Annotated in this window: 19 protein-coding genes, 1 tRNA gene and 1 pseudogene; 15 read left to right on the top strand and 6 right to left on the bottom strand. The window is 42.4% G+C overall.

Annotated elements, in window-relative coordinates; translation table 11 throughout:
• Nucleotides 1–43: 43 nt before the first annotated feature.
• Together ACKC4Y_RS05995 and ACKC4Y_RS05990 are read right to left on the bottom strand one after the other, a co-directional pair.
• Entirely contained in the window at nucleotides 44–244 is a 201-nt protein-coding gene (locus tag ACKC4Y_RS05995) for a helix-turn-helix transcriptional regulator (protein ID WP_007347209.1), read from the bottom strand.
• Between the two features lie 210 nt (nucleotides 245–454).
• Nucleotides 455–1621, bottom strand: a complete 1167-nt coding sequence (locus ACKC4Y_RS05990) for a tyrosine-type recombinase/integrase (protein WP_208439744.1) — start codon at nucleotides 1619–1621, stop codon at nucleotides 455–457.
• 169 nt (nucleotides 1622–1790) lie between these two features.
• Here ACKC4Y_RS05990 and ACKC4Y_RS05985 point away from each other — a divergent pair.
• From ACKC4Y_RS05985 to ACKC4Y_RS05915, 15 genes and pseudogenes are all read left to right on the top strand, one after another.
• Nucleotides 1791–2054, top strand: a pseudogene (locus ACKC4Y_RS05985) (hypothetical protein); the annotation flags it as partial.
• Nucleotide 2055: 1 nt separating this feature from the next.
• Nucleotides 2056–3513: a hypothetical protein gene (locus ACKC4Y_RS05980; protein ID WP_409360890.1), complete on the top strand. Its 1458-nt coding sequence runs from the start codon at nucleotides 2056–2058 to the stop codon at nucleotides 3511–3513.
• Nucleotides 3513–3962 carry a hypothetical protein gene (locus ACKC4Y_RS05975; RefSeq protein WP_409360889.1) on the top strand — a complete coding sequence of 150 codons (450 nt, stop codon included), beginning with the start codon at nucleotides 3513–3515 and terminating at the stop codon, nucleotides 3960–3962. Before ACKC4Y_RS05980 ends, ACKC4Y_RS05975 begins: the two co-directional genes overlap by 1 nt.
• Entirely contained in the window at nucleotides 3940–4776 is an 837-nt protein-coding gene (locus ACKC4Y_RS05970; protein ID WP_409360888.1) for a hypothetical protein, read from the top strand. The genes ACKC4Y_RS05975 and ACKC4Y_RS05970 overlap by 23 nt, the downstream gene beginning before the upstream one ends.
• Nucleotides 4777–4783: 7 nt before the next feature.
• Entirely contained in the window at nucleotides 4784–6244 is a 1461-nt protein-coding gene (locus ACKC4Y_RS05965; protein ID WP_409360887.1) for a hypothetical protein, read from the top strand.
• A 1-nt stretch (nucleotide 6245) separates the two neighbouring features.
• On the top strand, nucleotides 6246–8309 hold the full coding sequence (locus tag ACKC4Y_RS05960; RefSeq protein WP_409360886.1) for a glycine zipper family protein: 2064 nt from the start codon (nucleotides 6246–6248) through the stop codon (nucleotides 8307–8309).
• Entirely contained in the window at nucleotides 8306–8977 is a 672-nt protein-coding gene (locus ACKC4Y_RS05955; RefSeq protein WP_409360885.1) for a transglycosylase SLT domain-containing protein, read from the top strand. The genes ACKC4Y_RS05960 and ACKC4Y_RS05955 overlap by 4 nt, the downstream gene beginning before the upstream one ends.
• Nucleotides 8978–8989: 12 nt before the next feature.
• Nucleotides 8990–10015 carry a phage tail protein gene (locus tag ACKC4Y_RS05950; RefSeq protein ID WP_409360714.1) on the top strand — a complete coding sequence of 342 codons (1026 nt, stop codon included), beginning with the start codon at nucleotides 8990–8992 and terminating at the stop codon, nucleotides 10013–10015.
• A 7-nt stretch (nucleotides 10016–10022) separates the two neighbouring features.
• Entirely contained in the window at nucleotides 10023–11132 is a 1110-nt protein-coding gene (locus ACKC4Y_RS05945) for a phage tail protein (RefSeq protein ID WP_409362149.1), read from the top strand.
• A 12-nt stretch (nucleotides 11133–11144) separates the two neighbouring features.
• Nucleotides 11145–11378 carry a hypothetical protein gene (locus tag ACKC4Y_RS05940; RefSeq protein WP_409360713.1) on the top strand — a complete coding sequence of 78 codons (234 nt, stop codon included), beginning with the start codon at nucleotides 11145–11147 and terminating at the stop codon, nucleotides 11376–11378.
• A 21-nt stretch (nucleotides 11379–11399) separates the two neighbouring features.
• Nucleotides 11400–15014, top strand: a complete 3615-nt coding sequence (locus ACKC4Y_RS05935) for a phage major tropism determinant (protein WP_409360712.1) — start codon at nucleotides 11400–11402, stop codon at nucleotides 15012–15014.
• Nucleotides 15015–15025: 11 nt separating this feature from the next.
• Complete coding sequence (locus ACKC4Y_RS05930) at nucleotides 15026–15355, top strand: hypothetical protein (protein ID WP_409360711.1); 330 nt, start codon at nucleotides 15026–15028, stop codon at nucleotides 15353–15355.
• A gap of 64 nt (nucleotides 15356–15419) precedes the next feature.
• The gene (locus ACKC4Y_RS05925) at nucleotides 15420–16082 is read left to right on the top strand and encodes a lysozyme (protein ID WP_409360710.1); all 663 of its coding nucleotides are present in this window, start codon (nucleotides 15420–15422) and stop codon (nucleotides 16080–16082) included.
• On the top strand, nucleotides 16079–16306 hold the full coding sequence (locus ACKC4Y_RS05920) for a hypothetical protein (RefSeq protein ID WP_409360709.1): 228 nt from the start codon (nucleotides 16079–16081) through the stop codon (nucleotides 16304–16306). Before ACKC4Y_RS05925 ends, ACKC4Y_RS05920 begins: the two co-directional genes overlap by 4 nt.
• Before the next feature lie 116 nt (nucleotides 16307–16422).
• Nucleotides 16423–16653 (top strand): hypothetical protein, encoded by a 231-nt coding sequence (locus ACKC4Y_RS05915; protein WP_409360884.1) that lies wholly within the window; start codon nucleotides 16423–16425, stop codon nucleotides 16651–16653.
• A 186-nt stretch (nucleotides 16654–16839) separates the two neighbouring features.
• Here ACKC4Y_RS05915 and ACKC4Y_RS05910 read toward each other — a convergent pair.
• The 4 genes from ACKC4Y_RS05910 to ACKC4Y_RS05895 all read right to left on the bottom strand — a co-directional run bounded on the left by ACKC4Y_RS05910 (nucleotide 16840) and on the right by ACKC4Y_RS05895 (nucleotide 19507).
• Nucleotides 16840–16924 (bottom strand) — tRNA-Leu (locus tag ACKC4Y_RS05910).
• Nucleotides 16925–17035: 111 nt separating this feature from the next.
• Complete coding sequence (locus ACKC4Y_RS05905; RefSeq protein WP_409360883.1) at nucleotides 17036–17656, bottom strand: 2,3-bisphosphoglycerate-dependent phosphoglycerate mutase; 621 nt, start codon at nucleotides 17654–17656, stop codon at nucleotides 17036–17038.
• A 15-nt stretch (nucleotides 17657–17671) separates the two neighbouring features.
• The gene (gene dapB / locus ACKC4Y_RS05900) at nucleotides 17672–18496 is read right to left on the bottom strand and encodes a 4-hydroxy-tetrahydrodipicolinate reductase (RefSeq protein ID WP_409360882.1); all 825 of its coding nucleotides are present in this window, start codon (nucleotides 18494–18496) and stop codon (nucleotides 17672–17674) included.
• A 318-nt stretch (nucleotides 18497–18814) separates the two neighbouring features.
• Nucleotides 18815–19507, bottom strand: coding sequence for a glutathione S-transferase family protein (locus tag ACKC4Y_RS05895; protein ID WP_409360881.1), 693 nt, complete (start codon nucleotides 19505–19507; stop codon nucleotides 18815–18817).
• Nucleotides 19508–19639 lie beyond the last annotated feature (132 nt).

Genomic DNA, 19639 nt, shown 5'->3' with positions numbered 1-19639 from the left:
AGTTTGAGAAAGCCTTGTCCGTCCTTACGTGACAAGGTTTTTTTTATGCCGCGTCACTTTGACGTTGCTGTTTTGCTTGTTCGATGACATTCAAAAGATCCGATTGTAACCAACGGGATAAAAAACCAAATTTTAAAGGTTTTGGCAAAGATCCATTGGTTACATGACGGCGGAATGTTGAAACACTCATATGAAGCAGTTTTGCACTTTCACGGTCTGTTAAAAGAATATCATTTTCTGTCATACTAAAATCCGTTCAAAAGTAAAAAAATGAGAACAAATCATAACTATTTATTAACCACATTTTGGTTTATTTAGAAAGATGTTTTATTCATAGAAAACAATATTTTATTATACAATTTGTAATGTGATACGTGATGAATCTTATTGAGAAAGAATGAGAGAGAAGAGAGCTAAAGTTATCCACAGATAATGGGGTTATGCACCCCATATCTTAAGATTGACCAGTAACATATGCCGCCCATTTATCCATATAGACACGGCGCTGTTCTAGATAGTCAGTGCGACGATAGGCACGCTCTACTTTCCCCCCAACTGTATGACTTAGAATAGTTTCAGCGACCTCATAGGGGGCATCGGTTGTTTCAGCAAGCCAATTGCGTAAACTAGAACGAAATCCATGGGGGCAGTCTTTAAGACCAGCGCGTTGCATATATTGTGACATACAGCGTGCAGCGAGGGGACCCCGACCGGTTACAGAAAAGAAAAAATCATTGCGAGAAAGCAGACGCGCTTGTTTTAAGATTTCTAATGCCTCTGTTGATAAAGGGACGCGAAATTCTGTTGTCATATCACGCTTGCCTTTCATATTTTCAGCAGGGATAGTCCATATATCCCCATCAACTTGATCTTTATGAATATGACATAAGGGATTGCTACGAACCCCTGTAAGGATAAGCAGCCGCAAAGCCAGTTGTGTTAGGGTTGATGCTTCACAAAGTGTTTTATAAAAAGCCGGCACATCTTTCCAATCCATGGCTGGTCTATTAGTGACCTTATGGCGTTGTTTACCTAAGAGAGCTTTTGCTTTTTCTGTTGCTTGTAAATCAACATCCAATCCTAATGCAGCCGCATGTTTAAGACAAAGATTAAGACGTATCAATGCTGTCCGAGCAGCTCCAGTTTTTGTATGCCAAATGGGAGCAAGAACATTCCGTATCTCTGTTTGGGTAATCTCTGAAACGGGTAAACAGCCTAACTTGGGAAGAATATGAAGGCGTAAAGGTGTAAACCAATGTCCATTTTTCCCATCTCCTTTTAATTCAGCTTTACGACTTTCAAAAGCATCTAAAGCAATATCTTTTAAATAATGGAGATTGCTTATTGCCTCACGCTTTTGTTTATTGCGTTCTTTAATGGGGTCACGCCCTTCACGTAAAACAGCACGCCATTGCATTGCACATTCACGGGCTTGTTTTAAAGAGACATCTCGCAACGTACCCAAGCCCATTTCACGGCGCCGACCATGAAGGGTATAACGGTAAATCCATTGAGCACCTCCATCTTTACGCTTATGAAGAAGCAAGCCGGCACCATCGTTATATTTGCCAGCTCCCAATGTTGCGACAGCCCTTGCATTAAGACGGTTCATAAGGACCATTTTTACTCCTTTCTTATATAAATTTTATCCATACACTCATCCCACTTGTTATGTGCAAATGAGTGGTTTTGATTGATTCAAGATACACAGCTTTGAAATGAGATAATCCTACGTTATTCGAGACTCTCATTTAACATACAAAACAGTGAAATATCATTATAAATCAATGCCTTGTAGAGCCTATCAGATTCAACTCATTCTCTCTCCCATGCGTTTGGAAGAACTTGAGAATGTGCATCAGGAACATCCATGGTTTGTGCACGCGTTTGATTTGATTAAGGCGCGTGCAAAATACGAACTTTACAAGAATATCTTGAAAGATCCCGATTGTGCAACGGCAGCTTACAATGACTTTACCGAGCAGTTGCATGAATTGCGTGCAGAGACGTCTCAACGTCATAACGTGACCAGAATAATACCAACGGATTTTTAGCATGGTTTATTTTCCTGTAGCCGATTACAGACCGGATGTTGCTGTTGTTAACAGCAACTTTACCGATACGCTTGTGAATGTTTTACCGGCGGATGGTTCTTACATGCCTATGCCAAGCGCTAGCGTTATTTCTGCTCCTTTGGAAGAGAAGCCTTTGGGGGCTATAGCGTTTAGGACAGGCAATGGTGTTGAGATAATCGTAGGAGGAGCTAAAAAGCTTTATGCTTATGATAGCCAAACGCGCGGTTGGCAAGACATTAGCCAGAGTGGTGTCACCTATCAGGCAAATGATGAGAACAAATGGTCGTTTGCGTTGTTCGGTGATGCTGTCATTGCGGTGAATAAAAATGATAAACCGCAAGTTCTTAAGATTCGCAATTCCCAACGATTTGAAGATTTAGCAGGTAATCCCCCCAAAGCAGGTTTGGTGAAAGTTTGGGGTGATTTTGTTTGCCTGATGCAGCTAACAGATCATCCTAATCGTATCCATTGGTCAGGTCTCAATGATGCATCCCATTGGACGGTAGGTGTTAAAGATTGTTATTATCATGACTTTCATGATGGTGAACATGTGCAGGGTGCAACAGAATCTACCAATCCCCTCGTTTTTCTACGCTCTGCTGTTTATGCCGGTTCTTTTACGTTAGGGTCTAAGGTTCCGTTCATTTTTCAAAAGATCCAAGACAAGCGTGGGGCAAGGAGTGCTGGAGCTATTGCTTGTCGTGGTAGTGATGCCTTTTTTGCTGGTGATGGAGGCTTTTATCAGATGAGCACTGATGGTCAACTTTTACCGATAGGTTTTGAAAAGGTTGACCGAACGGTATTCTCGACGTTTGATAAGCTTGCTCTTGATGAGATGCAAGGGGTGATAGACCCTGTTTATAATCGCGTTTACTGGTCTTTGAAGAGTGGCAATAACAAACAAACCACCTTTGTTTATGATTGGGGCTTGCAGAAATGGTCGACCGTTCAAGGAGAACTTTTTACGTTCTTTCCAGTATTCACGGCAGGCTATACTTTGGAACAATTAGATGAGATTTCGACCAATCTTGAGAGCTTACCGGCTTCTCTTGACAGTTCCATTTGGCAAAGTGGAGCACCTATGCTTGGTGCTTTTGATAAAGAAAACAGACTTGTTGTATTTACAGGAGCGCCGATGGAGGCAACTCTTGTTTCGCAAGAGATGGGTGCACCTGATGGGAGCTTTAGTTTTTTCACCAAGATGTTTGCAGAGGTTGATACCTTAGAAGGGCTTTTAAGCATAGGGGAACGGAGAGTTCGTAGTAATGACACACCGATTACATGGCACAAGGAGAGGGTATGTTCCTTTGTGACGGGTGCTTATCACGGTCGTTCACGTAATCGTTATCATCGCTTTAAATTGCGTATTCCTGAAGGTGTTCCGTGGAAACACATCACGGGATTTAACGTGGATTTACGGTCACTAGGCAGAGGCTAATGGCAAAGATAGTTCTCACGACTTCTTGGGATAAGGAGCGCATAGCACCTTATCTTGAAGAGATAGTTGCAGCTTTTCGTCGTTATAGTGAACGTTTCAAGCACGAACTTACTTTGCAAGAACTCCTTGAAGAGATTTGCAATGGCAAGAAGCAGTTGTGGTTGGTGCTTGATGACGATGATGCGTTTTTAGCAGCGGTTACGACCCAACTTCAATATACGGCATTAGGAAAGAAGCGTGCGCTTGTTTGTGGTTGTAGCGGCAGGGGCGGGTTAGCGCTTGTTGACCACCTAAGCGTTATAGAGGATTGGGCGCGTGAGAATGGTGCTTTTGAGATGGAGATCTTGGGACGTTTAGGGTGGAAACCGGCACTGAAGAAACAAGGTTATGGAATAGATATGGTATATTATAGAAAGGGATTAGAAGATGGGGGAAAAGCGCCCAACTGAAACCAAACAACATCAGGTACAAACTACAGCGCCTCCTTCTTGGGTGGATCACCTCTTTAGACGGGGAGGTGCGGATGCATTGAGCCTTTATAACTCAGGGGCTGGTGGAAATGTTTACGGGGGGCCGCGTGTAGCACCGTTAAGTGCTCCAACCACCCAAGCTATTGGAGGTCTTGGGAGTGTACCATTGCACTATCAAAACCCTTCTCTGATGAATTTAATCAACAATCCAACGGCATCTGCGAACAATCTTGGTCGTATAGCTTCTGGTGGTATGATGGGAAGGAACTCGTATTTTGGTCAGGCGCTTCAAGAGGGATTGGATGATGTAGAAAATAGAATTAACAGATATTTCTCAGGTATTGGTCGCTATGGAACTCCTGATCATAAAGATGAATTGCGGAAGGGGAGTGGCTCTGTATATGCGAGCGCCATGGCAGACCAGTATAATCGTGATGCGGACCGCATGATGCAAGCGAATTCACTGATAGACCAAGCCAATCAGAACCAATTGGGAGTCTCAAATAACTTCTTACATGGTTATGGCAATGCCTATTCCAATGCCATACAGGGGGGAGGTGTGCTTGATAATTACAATCAGAGAGTTGTTGATGCTAATCGTGAACGTTTTCTGGAGCAAGACAATAGCGGTTGGAATAAGTTGAATATGCTTATGAACGCTGGTCATGGCTTTGCAAGGAATTACGGAACGACGACGAATAATAATACAGCCTCTATGATGCAAGGCAACGACCCTTGGAAGAACGCTATAGGGATTTTAGCTAGTATTGCTAATTTTGCAGGAAAAAAGTGAGGTAGTTATGCAAAATAGTAACGATAACATGTTATCACGACTAATTAAGTCTATGTATGCAATGGACCCATTCGCGTCGCGTATACTAATGCAAAATCAACGTATGGAAAATGCACAACAACAGGCAAATAATTTGCCTTATTTAATCCCTTCTTCATCTGTACCAACTTTTGGTTCACAATCAAATCCTTTAGGTTTATCGAAGGATATGGAACCTTTGCCAGATGTAAGTTCGTCTTTAAGATCGGCAGGCAGAAAACCGTATGTACCGTCTTCAGTCCCTTCTTTACCAGTAGCGACCTTTGGTTCACAACCAAATCCTTTAGGTATGGAACCTTTGCCTAATGCAATTGAAACTTCAGATTTGGCATCATTGAAACCAAAGCAGTCTCAATTACCAGAGCCTATTTCATCTGTAGAACCACAGAAGTCTGTACAGCCACAACAGAGTACTGTTCCTCACCAAGATACTGGTTCTCAACAGAGTTTTTGGGATTACTTGCGTAGTCCTGAGTTTTTACAAAGATTATCAGATTATGGGATTGGTTATGCATTATCAGATGGGACGATAGCACAAAGTTTAGCGAATGGAGCTATGAATCTTCGTCGTGGTGATATGGAAAGAGAAAAAAGAGGGCAGGTTAACCAGACTGTCGAGTATCTAAAGTCCAAAGGCTACAGTGATGAAGAAGCTGCTGTCATGGCACGGAATCCTCAAATGCTTAGTGCGATGCTAACAGGTGGTGATACTCCTAAGTTACTTCCGGGGCATGAATGGTACACCAATCCAGAGACAGGTGAACGTGAAGCGAGACCGATTAAAGGGTCTCTACAGGAACTTGAGTATAATCAGAAGAAAAAAGAAATAGAAGAGTGGGAAATAAATAAGAGACAATTTGCGTGGGGAGTTGCATCAGAAATTGATAATGCCATGGGTGCAGTTAATCATGCCATTAACCTTATAGAGAGTAATCCAAATTGGGTTGCTGGTAAAGGTGGTACGTTTGCTCAGATTTTCCCAGGGTCTGATGCCAAAACATTAAAAAATCTATTTACTCAGATTCAAGGCGATGTCTTTAAGCGAGTGATTGCATCAATCAAAAAGCAAAGTAAGAATGGAAGTGTAGGTGTTGGTCCATTATCTGATGCAGAAAGCAAGTGGCTGGTATCATCTTATGGTACTTTAGATATTAGTGATAAGCCTGAAGTATTACATAAAACACTTTCAAATATTAAGAAGATGCTTGGACATTTCCAAGAATTTAATGAGGAGGAAATTTATAGGCTATCAAACGGAATGGAAGTAAGAAGGCGTCCAGAGCCTTTTGCTAAATATGCTAATCAATCGATGTCACAAGGAGATAAGGCAAATTTACCTATTGTTACCAGCAAAGAACAGGAAGATGCATTGCCTCGTGGTACGTACTTTGTTGATGAAGATGGTAAGCTAAGAGTTAAGAGAGATTGAGATGGCGTATACTCCTTATTCACCTCTTGTTGAAAATGAGTCAGATTATGCTGGGATGTCTTCAATGAAGAAGCGTCATGGGAATCAAGGCAAAAAATTAACTGGCTATATTCCTTATTCGCCTCTTGTTGAGGATGTACCTACGGCTTTTAATTCACATTCTACAAAAGATAGTTTCTCATTTGATGATAAAGATCTTACGTGGTTGGATGCGGTTATGAGACATAGCGCATCTGGTGCAACGGCAGGTTATTTTGACGAAATGAAAGCAGTACGTGAAGCGGGTGTGAGGGATTATTGGAGCGGCGATAAAAAAGCCGAAGAAATCTATAACAGAAGAGTAGCCAAAGAACGTGCTTACCAAAAAGCCTTGGAAGAAAAACATCCAGTGTGGTCTTCTATTGGTTATATCCTTGGTTCCATTGTACCAACAGCAGCATCATTCATCCCTGGGCTGGGACTTTTAAGAGCCGGTTCAGTGGCAACATCAACATTTGGAAATCTTGGAAAGGCGGCACTTTTAGGAGCTGGTTCTGGTGCTTTGCATGGTTCTGGAGCAGGAGATGGTCTTTCTGGTCGTCTTATATCGGCAGGGACTGGTGGTGTTATTGGAGGAGTAGCTGGTCCTGTTGGTTCTCTTGCTGGTACAGCTGCTTCTTGGGGAACAAAAAAAATAGGAAGGGGATTGCAACATGTTCCTTTTATAAAAGGAGGACGTTTTAATCCTGCTCATAAGGAAGTTCAAACCAAAGCGGTTAGGGAAATTGCAAAAACATTATATGATGATGGTATTGAAAATGTTGCAGAAGGTCTTGCAAATGCACCACGCCATGCATTTTTGATAGATATTAGTCCTAATTTAGAAGTATCACTTGCGAATATGGGGACAACAAATACGCGTGTTTCTGAACTTTTGAAACAAGCACACGGGGAACGAGTGCAGAATGCTATTCGCCGTATTGGTCAATCGGCAGACGAAAACATTACGCCTCTCCAAGATACGAAAGTTTTAAAAAGGGCACTTAAAGAGAGTGGGGAAGCAGCATATGGACATCTTTATGAAAAAGCGATGCGAACTCCGATAGGGGAAAAGCATTATGGAGCTCTTGATAAGCTTTTTGAAAATGAAGGGTTTCAAGAAGCTGTCGAGCGAGCAGTTAAAATCTTAAAAAGAGACCGCCGTAAGGCAAAACCTGAGATGTTTTATTCGAGAGATTTTAGCCATCTTAACTATAAGCCTACAATGGAATTATTAGATCAAACCAAGAAGTCTCTTGATTACTTTATAAATAAACATCAGAATTTTGGCGACAAGCAAATGGTTTCTGTATACCAATCGCTTAAGAAAGACTTGTTAGAGATAACGGACAGAATCTCCCCTACTTATAAAGCAGCACGGGCTAGTGTAGCAAAATATGAAGGTTTTGAAGAAGCGATAGCACAAGGCAAAAAAATTGCAGAAAGAGATGTATCTGGAGAGGGGATTGCAGAAGGTCTTCGTAAAGGAGTGATGTCAAATGGTCTCAATACCTATCATGTAGGGATGAGAGACTATATAGATGACATATTAAAAGGTTCTCGCCCTGTTAATAGCCTTTCGAATATTTTACAAACGGGTAGCATGTCTGATAATCTTAGCAGGTCTTTAAGCCCTAAAAATATTCATGCGTTTAGAAAAGCTGTAGATGATGAAAGGTTTTATGAAGATGCAGCCCAAAGGGCACTCAAACCGTTTCAAGGAACGCCCGAACCTTCTCATTTTACAGGTGTTAATATGCCGTATGGAAAAGTGAGTGCAGCACGTGCAGGAGCAAAAATTACACAAAATATTTTATCGGATACAATTAGGAAATTGCCTCAAAAAGAAAGGCAAATATTTGAACGTGATATGACGAAGTTAGCAACTTTTGGCGTTAAAGGTATGAACCAGCAGGAAGTTGCTCAAATGTTACAAAGGTTCATAGATTGGCATAAAAGGGGAATTTTTACTGAGAAGGCAGCACATTTTATTTCTTCATTACTGATGGGAGAAACGGGTAGATGGACAAGGAGTAAGGTTCAATGACCCGTTATAGTCCTTCTGTCAATCAAGCGATACGGCAAACAGCAGCGCGTTATGGCTTGCCTGAAAGCTATTTATACCGTGTTGCGCAAGTTGAAAGTGGAGGCAATCCGAATGCAAGGAATCCCCGCTCTTCTGCTGGTGGTTTGTATCAATTTATCGATAGCACAGCAAAACAATATGGCTTGCGGGATAGATTTGATCCCATGCAAGCGGCAGATGCCATGGGGCGGTTGACACTTGATAATCGCAACCATTTAAGCCGTCTGTTGGGAAGAGCGCCTAGTGAAGCAGAATTGTATTTAGCGCATCAACAAGGGGCAGGAGGAGCCGCGCGGCTTCTTCAAAATCCCAATGCGAATGCGGCGCAAATTGTTGGCAGCAATGCGGTTGGTTTGAATGGTGGAAACAACGCTATGCGCGCCGGTGATTTTGTTACCCGTGTGTTGCAGATGTATGGTGGGCAACAGGCAAGGAGCCCATCTCCTGTTGCTTATGGTCATCCTATAGCACAGGGAAAATTTGGCAATAGAGAGAACTTTCTCGAGGTTTTAAGAGCCTTACTTTCATCAGAGCAAGAGGCATCAGAAGAAGCTGATGAGAGATCTGATGATAATCCTTTGATGACGCAATTCATGCGTGCGTTTTACGGACCGTTTTACAAGATTTAGGATTCATAAGAGATGTCAACGATTTATGATTGGTCGCTTAGGGCGTCGGAGAACACGCGCGCCGATGATTTGGTTGATTGGTCAGAGGGACAGCGCCCAAGCACGATCAATAACAGTGCACGTGCAATGATGCAGCGTGTAAGAGAGTATTTATCGGATACGGGCGGTGCGATAGAAAGTACGTTTACGGTTAATCACAGCCAACAAACAACATCGATTAGGCTCCAAACCAAATCACAATTTTTGGAGTACAAGAATGGTATAGTTTTGCGCTTTAAAGCAAAAGGCAAGAATGTTGGAGGAACCACGGTAGCGCTCAATAGTCTCTCAACTAAACCTGTTTACAAGGCATCAGGAATAGGCGTTCCGATTTTGTTAGAGGGAGGAGAGCTTCAAAACGGATGCATTTATACTTTAGTGTACGATGAAGAGATCTCTGGTTGGCAGTTGCTTAATCCTACTCCTACACAGTCGCAATTAGGTTTGTCAGGTTCTCCTTATCCGTCAGGTTTTATAGGGACGTTTGCGATGCAGGCGTTGCCTAGTGGTTGGTTGCTATGTGATGGGAGTCCTTATTCGCGGAGCCTTTATAGTAATTTGTTTTCGGCGATAGGGACGATATGGGGGAGTGGTGATGGCTTTAGAACATTCAATGTTCCTGATTTACGGGGGATGTTTTTACGAGGCTTTGATGGAGGACGTAATGTTGACACGGGACGCATTTTTGCGAGTGTACAGCATGATTTAATTCAATCTCATCAACACGATGGTCATAGGATATCAGTTTCACAGATGGCTGAGGATGAGGCACGTTATTGGCATGGTGATGCAACAGCTTTATGGGGGCGAGCGCTTGACGATGATCAGAAATCGAGAGTGAGTGCAATTACTGGAGTAAAAGAAGAAGATATTGTGACTTATGATACTTTTGCTACGCCTCTTGAGCAACCTCATACCCAACATCTTACGTCGTTAACGGATAGAAAGAGTGAAACGCGTCCGATCAATGTGAGTGTTGTTTTTGCGATAAAAACATGAGGTGATGATGTCGGACATTTATGATTGGTCATTGACGGCATCAGAGAATGCAGGTGCGGATGATTTGATTAATTGGTCAGAGGGACAGGCGCCTCATACAGTGAATAACAGTGCACGTGTAATGATGCAAAGGATAAGAGAGTATTTATCGGATAGGGGAGGAGTGATTAAAAGTATTGTTTTTGTTAACTTTGAGCGCCAACAGACAGAAATTCGCTTACAAGGGCAATGGCATTTTTCTACTTATAGGAATGATTTAGTTTTGCGTTTTAAGTCGAATGGTTGGAATATTGGCGCGACGACGGTTTCTCTCAATGGTCAACAAAGTAAAGCGGTTTACAAGGCGACAGAAACAGGCATTTCGCCTCTTATTGGTGGTGAGATACAAAACGGGCACATCTATACGTTGGTGTATGATGAAGAGATTTCAGGATGGCAGCTTCTTAATCCTACGATAAGAGAAAAGAGTCCCTTTACGCATTTACCTACTGGTTTTATAGGGATGTTTGCAATGGAAACATTGCCGGATGGTTGGCTTTTGTGTGATGGGCAAGCCTATTCACGGAGTCTGTATCGCGATTTGTTTGCAATGATAGGCACAATATGGGGCAGCGGGGACGATGAAACGACGTTTAATGTTCCTGATTTACGGGGCATGTTTTTGCGTGGCTTTGATTATTCAGGTTTTGTTGAAGGTGAACGAAGTTTTGCAAGCACACAAGAGTGTTCTTTGAGAGATCATGAACATGGTCTTGGTGTTGTTTCTCCAGCAGAAATCTCCTCTAGGAGTAGGCGTGATCTCTCTTCTGTTAATAATCCGCTTAAGAGGAGTAAGAGGAGTATTATTGATGAGGAATGTTTGGGTTTGAGTGGCGATGCCTTAAAGATGTGTAATATGGAATTTGACAAAATTACACAACCGCAAGTCATCCCCTCTGTTATAAACACGCACCACCGATTTTTCCTCAGATATGGACACGCTATTAGGGTTTATACGATTCCCAAACGTGCAGGAGAAGATTTGGGCGATCATGATCATACTATCATGATGGATAGTTTTGGAGGTGAGGAAACGCGTCCGATCAATGTGAGTGTTGTTTATGGGATAAAGACATGAGGAGGAAATGTGATGTTATCGAAACCATTTGCGATATCAGAGCTTAGCGACCCGTCCCAAATACGGGTCGTTTTGTATTCAGGGGAATGTTTTGTGCATGCGCCGCTTAATGGGATTTTAGATTTGTTGAAGGCGTCTTTGAAGTCAGAGCTTGATGGTTCATTTGAGGCTTTAGAAACTCAATTACAAACTTTAAGGGATGATGTTGAGGAACTGAAAGAGTGTTCATTTGATGAATTGCTCTGAACTGATGTGAGGATGAAAGAAATGGGGATACCAAATCACACACATGAATATTTATTACCTGTAGCAACAAAAGAAGAAATGCTAGAGGGGACTTCACAGGATGTTGTCGTTGTCCCAAAATTATTAGGAACAGCGTCTCTTTATGCTTATGAGGCTTTTGCGACAGCAGAACAAGGCGTGCATGCACAACAATCTTCTGAACGAGCAATTGGACTAGCCAATGGTGCGAAGCAAACTGCTGATGCTGCGAAAAGAGTAGCAGATGATGCCAAGGATTTAGCAGAGGCAGCGTCCAATGCCGCGAGGAGTGCGGTTTCTACAGCGAATGAATCGCATGAAACGGCAGAAGAGGCTCTCACCAAAGCGAGTGAAGCAAAAAGCAAAGCGGATAGTGCAGAGAGCACAGCAAATAATGCGCATGAAACGGCATCTGAAGCGAAGAGTGGTTCTGAAGAAGCCAAGCAAATAGCAGGAGAAGCCAAGAAGTTATCTGAATCTGCTACGACAGCAGCCAATGCCGCCAAGACAACAGCAGAGGAATCGAAAGCCTCCTCAGAAGCGGCCAAGATGAAGTCAGAAGCGGCCGAGAAGTTAGCACGAGAAGCCAAGAGTTTTGCGGAGGACACTAAAGATGCAGCCGATAGAGTGACGACAGCAGTCACGGAAAGCTCTCAAATAGTGACACAAGTTCAAAATACAGTAGAAACAGCTTTGACAGAAGCAAGAGAAGCCAAGGCAACAGCAGAGGATGCAAAAACACTTTCCGAACAAACCAAGAGTGCTTTTGATGATGCCAAGCAGGTGATAGGTGAGGTTAAGAGTGCTTCAGAAACAGCGACAGCGAGTAGTGGTCAAGCCCTCACGACAGCGAAGGAAGCTAAAACGACAGCTGAGACAGCATCTTCGGTAGCCGGTGATGCAAAAGAAACGGCATTGAGAGCGTTGACAGATGTCAATGGCCTTAAACAATCGGTTGAACATGTCAAGAATACAGCTGAGGCAGCCAAAAGGACAGCAGAAGGAGTAGAACAGAAGACTTTAACAGTAGAAACCGTTGCTACACAAGCCAAGACTAAAGCTGGTGAAGCCAAACAATTGGTTGAAGAAGTTAAGACGACAGCAGAAACGGCAGAAACGTTAGCGAATAATGCAAGGCAGTTAGCGGATAGAGCAAAAGACACAGCGGTGGAAGCGAAAAATAAAGCAGAGGATGCCCATGTGCTTTCGCAAGAAGCTAAGAGCACAGCAGAAACAGCAGAAGAGAAAGCCGCAAGAGCCGAAAAGAAGGCGGATGATGCGACAATCACAGCTTCTGAAGCAAAGACTATGGCGCAAGAGACAAAAAAGGCGTCAGAGACAGCGACAGCAACGGCGCAACAAGCGCAAGAGGATGCAGCAGCAGCCACAAGAGTAGCTAATGAAGCGAAAGCAGCAGCAGAACAGGCGGCGAGTGTTGATAAACAAGCGATGCATTCTGGTGATGAAGTTGTAAAAAACCTAGTGGAAGAAGCCAAAGAAACTTCGAAAGAAGCAAAACAGACAGCGGGTTTTGCAAAACATGAGGCGGATCAAGCACGGAGTAAGGCGGAAAAGGCAGAAAGCATAGCTTATGAAGCCATGAATAAAGCAGGTGAAGCGAAAGAAGCAGCGGATGGAGCAAAGGTTAAGGCGAGTTTAGCAGAGAGTGTGGCAGAAGAAGCAAAGAAGACAGCAGGAACGGCGCGAACAGAAGCGGATGAAGCGAGCGATGAAGCGAGTGCAGCGAAGGATGTAGCTAATAATGCGAAACTTATAGCAGAATCTGCGCAACGTGTAGCAGATGAGGCAAAAAAGTTAGCAGGAACGGCGCGAACAGAGGCGAATGAAGCCAAAGAAGTTTCGAAAGAAACAAAACAAACAGCGGGCTTTGCAAAACATGAGGCGGAGCAAGCGCGCAACAAAGCACAAAGTGCGGAGAATATAGCCTACCAAGCTTCGAATAAAGCTGAGGATGCGAAGCAAGTAGCGGATGGAGCAAAGGTCAAGGCAAATTTAGCAGAGAGTGCGGCAGAAGAAGCAAAGAAAACAGCAGCTGCAGCCAATTCACGAGCGTATGAAGCGAAGGATGAAGTAGATAAAGCGAAGGACGTAGCCAATAGTGCTAAATATATAGCAGAAGAGGCGAAGAAGGCAGCAGAAACAGCAGATAAAAAAGCAGCATCTTTAGAAGAAGAAGCGGAAGAAGCCAAAGAAACTTCGAAAGAAGCAAAACAAACAGCGGGTTTTGCAAAACATGAGGCGGATCAAGCACGGAGTAAGGCGGAAAAGGCAGAAAGCATAGCTTATGAAGCCATGAATAAAGCAGGTGAAGCGAAAGAAGCAGCGGATGGAGCAAAGGTTAAGGCGAGTTTAGCAGAGAGTGCGGCAGAAGAAGCAAAGAAGACAGCAGGAACGGCGCGAACAGAAGCGGATGAAGCGAGCGATGAAGCGAGTGCAGCGAAGGATGTAGCTAATAATGCAAAATCTACAGCGGAAAAAGCAAAAGAAACAGCAGAGCAGGCGAAGACGGTAGCCGATGAAGCCAAAACGATTGCTGAAGAAGCGAATAAATCGCTTATTTCGTTTAATTTTTCTGAGACAAGTGCAAAGATTGACCACCTTGAAAATGGCGTTACGTATCTTTACAATGCTTTGAAACTGATGAACTTAAGCGTCGTTGCGCGGTTTTCCCCATTTCTTGTAGCTTCTCAAAGAAAAGGAATAACGGTTAAGAAAGGAACGATATTTCAATTTTCGCATAATGGAAAAGATGATGATGAAAATCTTCGCATGTATCCAGTTTCTGAAGATAGTGAAAAGAGCATACCAATAGATCTTGAAGCAGGGAAAGATTATTACCTTTATCTTGTCGCTGATAATGATCAAATAAAAGCTATTTTTTCAGATAATGCGACTTATCCTGATGGTTATACAGCAAATAGTTCTGTTAAAATAGGAGGCTTTCATACGCTTTGTGCAGATGTTGGTACGATTGATGGTCATCCGTTATCCGGTTATCAAGCAGGAGATATATTGCCGAACTCTGTTTGGTGTTTGAATCACCGCCCACATAGTTCACCTGAAGGAATGGTCTACGATCCATCACAAGATCTTTGGGTTGATATTTATCTTCAGTCAGGCACTGGTGAAAATACGCGCTCGGCGTATGGTGTTCCTATCACGACGAACCGTACGTATATTGATCATGTATCAGATATGCAGCGTGTTAAGAAGTCCTTATTGAATGATGAGGAATTTGTCTCTGCGATGTATGGAAGTAATGACAAAACAAGTCTTAAAGGTAAGACCCCCCCCTCTCCGAAGACTTCAGGAGGTCACGTTGATACAGCAAATCGTCGTATGATCTCACATATCGGTTGTGAAGATGGTTGCGGATATCTTTGTCAATTTTTATCTGGAGCTTTTGCAATGCAAATACAGTCCAGTTCAACATTGTGGTCAAGTTTTAAGACAGAGATAAATGTTTTGGTAGGTGGAGGAACTTGGCAGGACGATACGAATAGCGGTCTGTTTTTTCGTAATGGTTTGTATTCTCGTACGTCTTCTGATGAAAAACTAGGAGCTCGAGGCTGTAGCCAACCACGGTGTTTTGTTTAGAGGGGGAGGAGATGATAGATTATCCAGAGCATTTAAATACGAAGCAAGATTATCTGAATATGCTTGAATTTGACAAGGTTGAAACGGTAAGAAGGTTAGAGCAGCTTTTAGCAATGCGTTTTTATTGGATCTTTGTTAAAGAGCTTGGAGAGGGAGAAGAGGGGATTGAAGATGAGAGGCATAAGGTTTGTCTAACAACAACCATGCCGCTTGATTCAAATGGTGATTTTGTAGCAAAGCGCACTCAATATGAATTACAGGAAAGCGAATATGCGCCGCTTTTTCAACTTGGCTTTCGTGTTGAAGAAGTCGAGCAACTGATCAAAGAGCATAGTCAATAGAGATCATAAAAAAACATTTTTATCCAGCCTCACTTTTGTGGGGCTTTTTTTTATGGAGCGTCAGATGAGAAAGATATCGAAAGAAGGATTAGAACTTATCAAACAATGGGAAGGTTTACATTTAGAGGCTTATAGAGATACGGCATGTGTTTGGACGATTGGTTATGGACACACCAGCAATGCGGGTCACCCCCTCGTCAAAAAAGGCATGTGTATCACACAAGAGCAAGCAGAAGAAATCCTTTGTGAAGACTTAAAGCAATTTGAGAAGACGGTAGAGGAATCGGTGCGTGTTTCATTAACGGATTGCCAATTCGCGGCATTGGTCTCGTTTTGCTATAACGTAGGAACAGCTGCTTTTCGCAAGTCAACATTATTGAAGAAGCTTAATCAAGGCGATTATGAAGCCGTTCCTGTTGAATTACAGAAATGGAATAAGGTGGGTGGGAAGCCTCTTGCTGGTTTAGCCAACCGTCGAGCAGCAGAAGCGGGATTATGGGCAAAAGGGGCTTATGTTTCTTCTAACTATCAATGCGTTGAAACGAAAGCGGCAACCGGACTTCTTAAAATAGAAGCGCTCGCCCCGATTATAGGTTCCTGTTCAGGTCTAGGAGGCTTGTTAGCGGGCAATGGTCCGGTGCAATGGGCATTAGCGGGCATCATGGTTTTAGCGGCATGTGTAGGGGTTGTGATTGTAGTCAAGCGTTTTCGGGAGCAACGCTTATGATTTTTTGGCTAAAGAAATATTCTCTTATGTTTACAGCGGCTTTAGCCGTTTTTTTTATGGCTTTAGCCAAGGCGTTTCACCTTGGCAAGCAAAGCGAACGGCAAAAGCAAACAGAGAATGCTTTAAAGACAGCAACAACGCGGCTTGAGGTAGAAAATGAAGTTAATCAAAAAAGTGATGCTGGTGTGCGCACTGAACTTTCTCGTTGGGTGCGCGGCAAATAGGTCTGTTTCTTGTGATGGTTGGTTGCCAATTTATTTGGATAATAAGGATGTTGCGGTCATCAGTTCCAACCTTGCAAGAGATATTTTGAAGCATAACAAGCAGGGAGCACATTTATGTGGTTGGAAAGATGGTCAAGAAACGAAGCAACAAAGATAAAGATCTCACGGAAAAAGAACAACAGCTGCTTCACGAGATGATTGAGACCTACCAAGGTTTGAAGATGATGTCATGCTTCATGAAGTGGTTAGCATTCATTGTCTTTATGTTTATTATCGATTTTGCTCGTCTCATGGACGCACTCGAGAATATCTTCTCACATCTCAAAAAGTGGATAACCAAGAGTTAGAACATCTTAGAATTAGAGACCATTTGGACATCTGGTTTTGCTAAAAAACCTTCTCGAAAAGAACTCTTGATTCGCAATAATTAGAGAGACGTGTTGCAAAATCCTATTCCCTCACTTTTATTTACGTATCCCTCACTTAAAAAAACATATGGAAAATCAATAAATTATTTTTGATAAAAAAAAGCATGGTGCCCAAAAGAGGACTCGAACCTCCACGCCTTGCGGCACAGGTACCTGAAACCTGCGCGTCTACCAATTCCGCCATCTGGGCTATCAAATTCATCTAAGCTTGTGAGTCAATTCTGTCAATAAAATTGTAGAATTCATTTTCCAGCTGAAAACTATTAGATTAAGTTCTCGGTGTTCACGACCGTTTTAGAGATTAAGATGAAATGATTGTCTTTGATGCAATCGTGGAGTCAGAATTGAATGTGTAAATCATAGGAATGCCGGTTGCTAATTCTTGAGATATAATTTCCTCACTATTTAAGCCTTCAAGTGCCATAATAAGAGCGCGAAGAGAGTTACCATGTGCTGCGACCAAAACAGTTTGAGAGCGTAAAATATGCGGTTGGATATTGTGAAGATAATAGGGCCAAATGCGTGCACCAGTATCGCGTAAGCTTTCTCCATTCGGGGGTGCAATAGTATAGGAGCGACGCCATATTTGTACTTGTTCTTCTCCCCATTGTTGGCGTACTTCATCTTTATTCAGACCAGAAAGATCACCATAATCACGTTCATTCAATGTGGGGGTCTTTATTAGTTCCAAATCTGATTGTCCCATTTGTTCTAAAATGTGCTGCGCCGTTTTTTGTGCACGCTGTAAGGCAGATGTATAAGCGATATCAAATTTTAAACCAGTTTCTTTAAGTTTTTTTCCTGCTGCTATTGCTTCTGTATGACCTTTTTCTGTCAAATCGGGATCTTTCCAACCGGTGAAAAGGTTTTTGAGATTCCATTCACTTTGCCCATGACGAATTAATACAAGTGTGCGTCCCATTATCAATTTCCTGTGTTACATTGACCCTTTAAATTCATCGTTCAATCCCAAAACATCGAGCATGGAATAAAGACCGTTTTTGTGATTCTTTGCCCATAAAGCTGCTTTTAATGCGCCATTGGCAAAAATAGAGCGTTCTTGCGCTGCGTGTGAAAGAACGATGCGTTCATTTGAACCGGCAAACGTAACACTATGGTCGCCAACAATCGTTCCACCTCGTGAACAGGCAAAGCCAATTGTCCCTTTTTCGCGTTTACCTGTATGGCCGTTACGTCCACTGACACACATATCTTTTAGCATAACATTGCGACCTTCGGCTGCGGCTTGTCCGAGAAGAAGAGCTGTTCCAGAAGGGGCATCAACTTTGTCCGCGTGATGCATCTCATAGATCTCAATATCAAAATCATCAGATTCTAGTGCTTTTGCAGCTCTTTTTACAAGGTTTGCTAAAAGGTTGATTCCAAGGCTCATATTTCCAGATTTGACAATAGTTGTATATTTCGCAAAATCTGCAATTTGCACTTCTTCTGTTTTGCTAAACCCTGTTGTTCCAATAATATGGACTAGACTTTTTTTGGCTGCATAGTTGGCATAGAGAATACTAGCTTGTGGCTGTGAAAAATCTAAAATGCCTTCTGTTTTAGAAAAGGCATTCTCGAGATCATCTGTGATGCGAATATTGAGAAAGTTTGAACCAATCAATGTACTTACATCTTTACCTACAAAAGGTGATCCTTTTCGTACAAGTACTGCACAAAGCTCTACGTCTTTTCTACGCTGGATAGCTGTAATGAGTTCACGTCCCATTCTTCCATTCGCACCAACAACTGTAAGGCGCATCTTTATCTCCTTATGATACTTTACTCTTTATCAGTATAGGTAAATTTCCTTCTTTTTTCTAACGGTTCTTTCTCTTGAAGGGAAAAATTTGCCTCTTTCTGTTATTTGAACGAATTACTTGCTTTATATAAGCTTGTGATGAGAGATACCTTCGTTATCGTTATTGAGTAAATAACACCAATGTAATGCAATAGGTTTTTAGCATGTATTTGGAAAGGTAGAAGATTACGCATTGTGTATACAAATGCATAAAATTTTATGGGTGTAGAGGCATGTTATCCGTTTAAATATTGCTTAACTTTTTTCGATGAGAGGACTTTAGAAGTCAAGATCTGCATAATGAGGACTCGCAACGATCCCGCGGATGCGATCTGTTAAAAGAGGGCGAAAAGAAGGCCGCGATTTAATCCGCATATACCAGTCTTTGGCTGCTGGGGATTGTTCCCAGTCAATTTCCCCTAGAAAATCAAGTACAGAAATAGTAGCTGCGGCTGCCAGATCTGCATAGGAGAGTTCAGAGCCGACTAACCAGTCGCGAGATGCACAGAGCCAATTTAGATAGTTCATATGCGGTGGAATATTAGCGCGCGCATTGCGTAAAATTTGTGAATCAGGGGCTCCCCCGCCAATGGTTAGTGGCATTTCACGTTTATAGATTCTTTCTCGTACAATATGGCGCGTAGCTTCATTTTCAAATTTATTTAAAAACCAGTCGTTGAGACGGCGTACTTCAGCTCGATCTAAAGGATTTTCCGGAAAGAGCTTGTTTTCTTGTCGCAAGCTTCCGTGTGTTTCATCTAAATATTCGTAAATGACAATAGCTCCTGATATTGGAGCTTCTTGCTCAGCAAGAAGAACGGGAACATGACCAGCAGGATTAAGTGCGAGAAATTCGTGTCTTCTTGCCCATTCATGTTCTACAATGAGTTGAGTGTTTATATTATATTCCGCAAGAATGAGGCGTATGAAGCGGGATGCAGAAGAGAGGGGGGAGTGGAAAAGTGTCAGCATAATTTACACTATCAAATAGAGTGGATAAGATTTTTTTCAAGGAACTAAAAATTTTTATAAAGATGCTTTGCTGGAAGCACAAGATTATTAGCAGAAGCTCACAATTATGTTTAATGAAACATTAATAAAAGG

It is taken from the genome of Bartonella heixiaziensis, from assembly GCF_046245125.2.
GTDB classification, from domain to species: Bacteria; Pseudomonadota; Alphaproteobacteria; order Rhizobiales; family Rhizobiaceae; genus Bartonella; species Bartonella heixiaziensis.
This window is presented reverse-complemented; position numbering and strand designations above follow the sequence as displayed.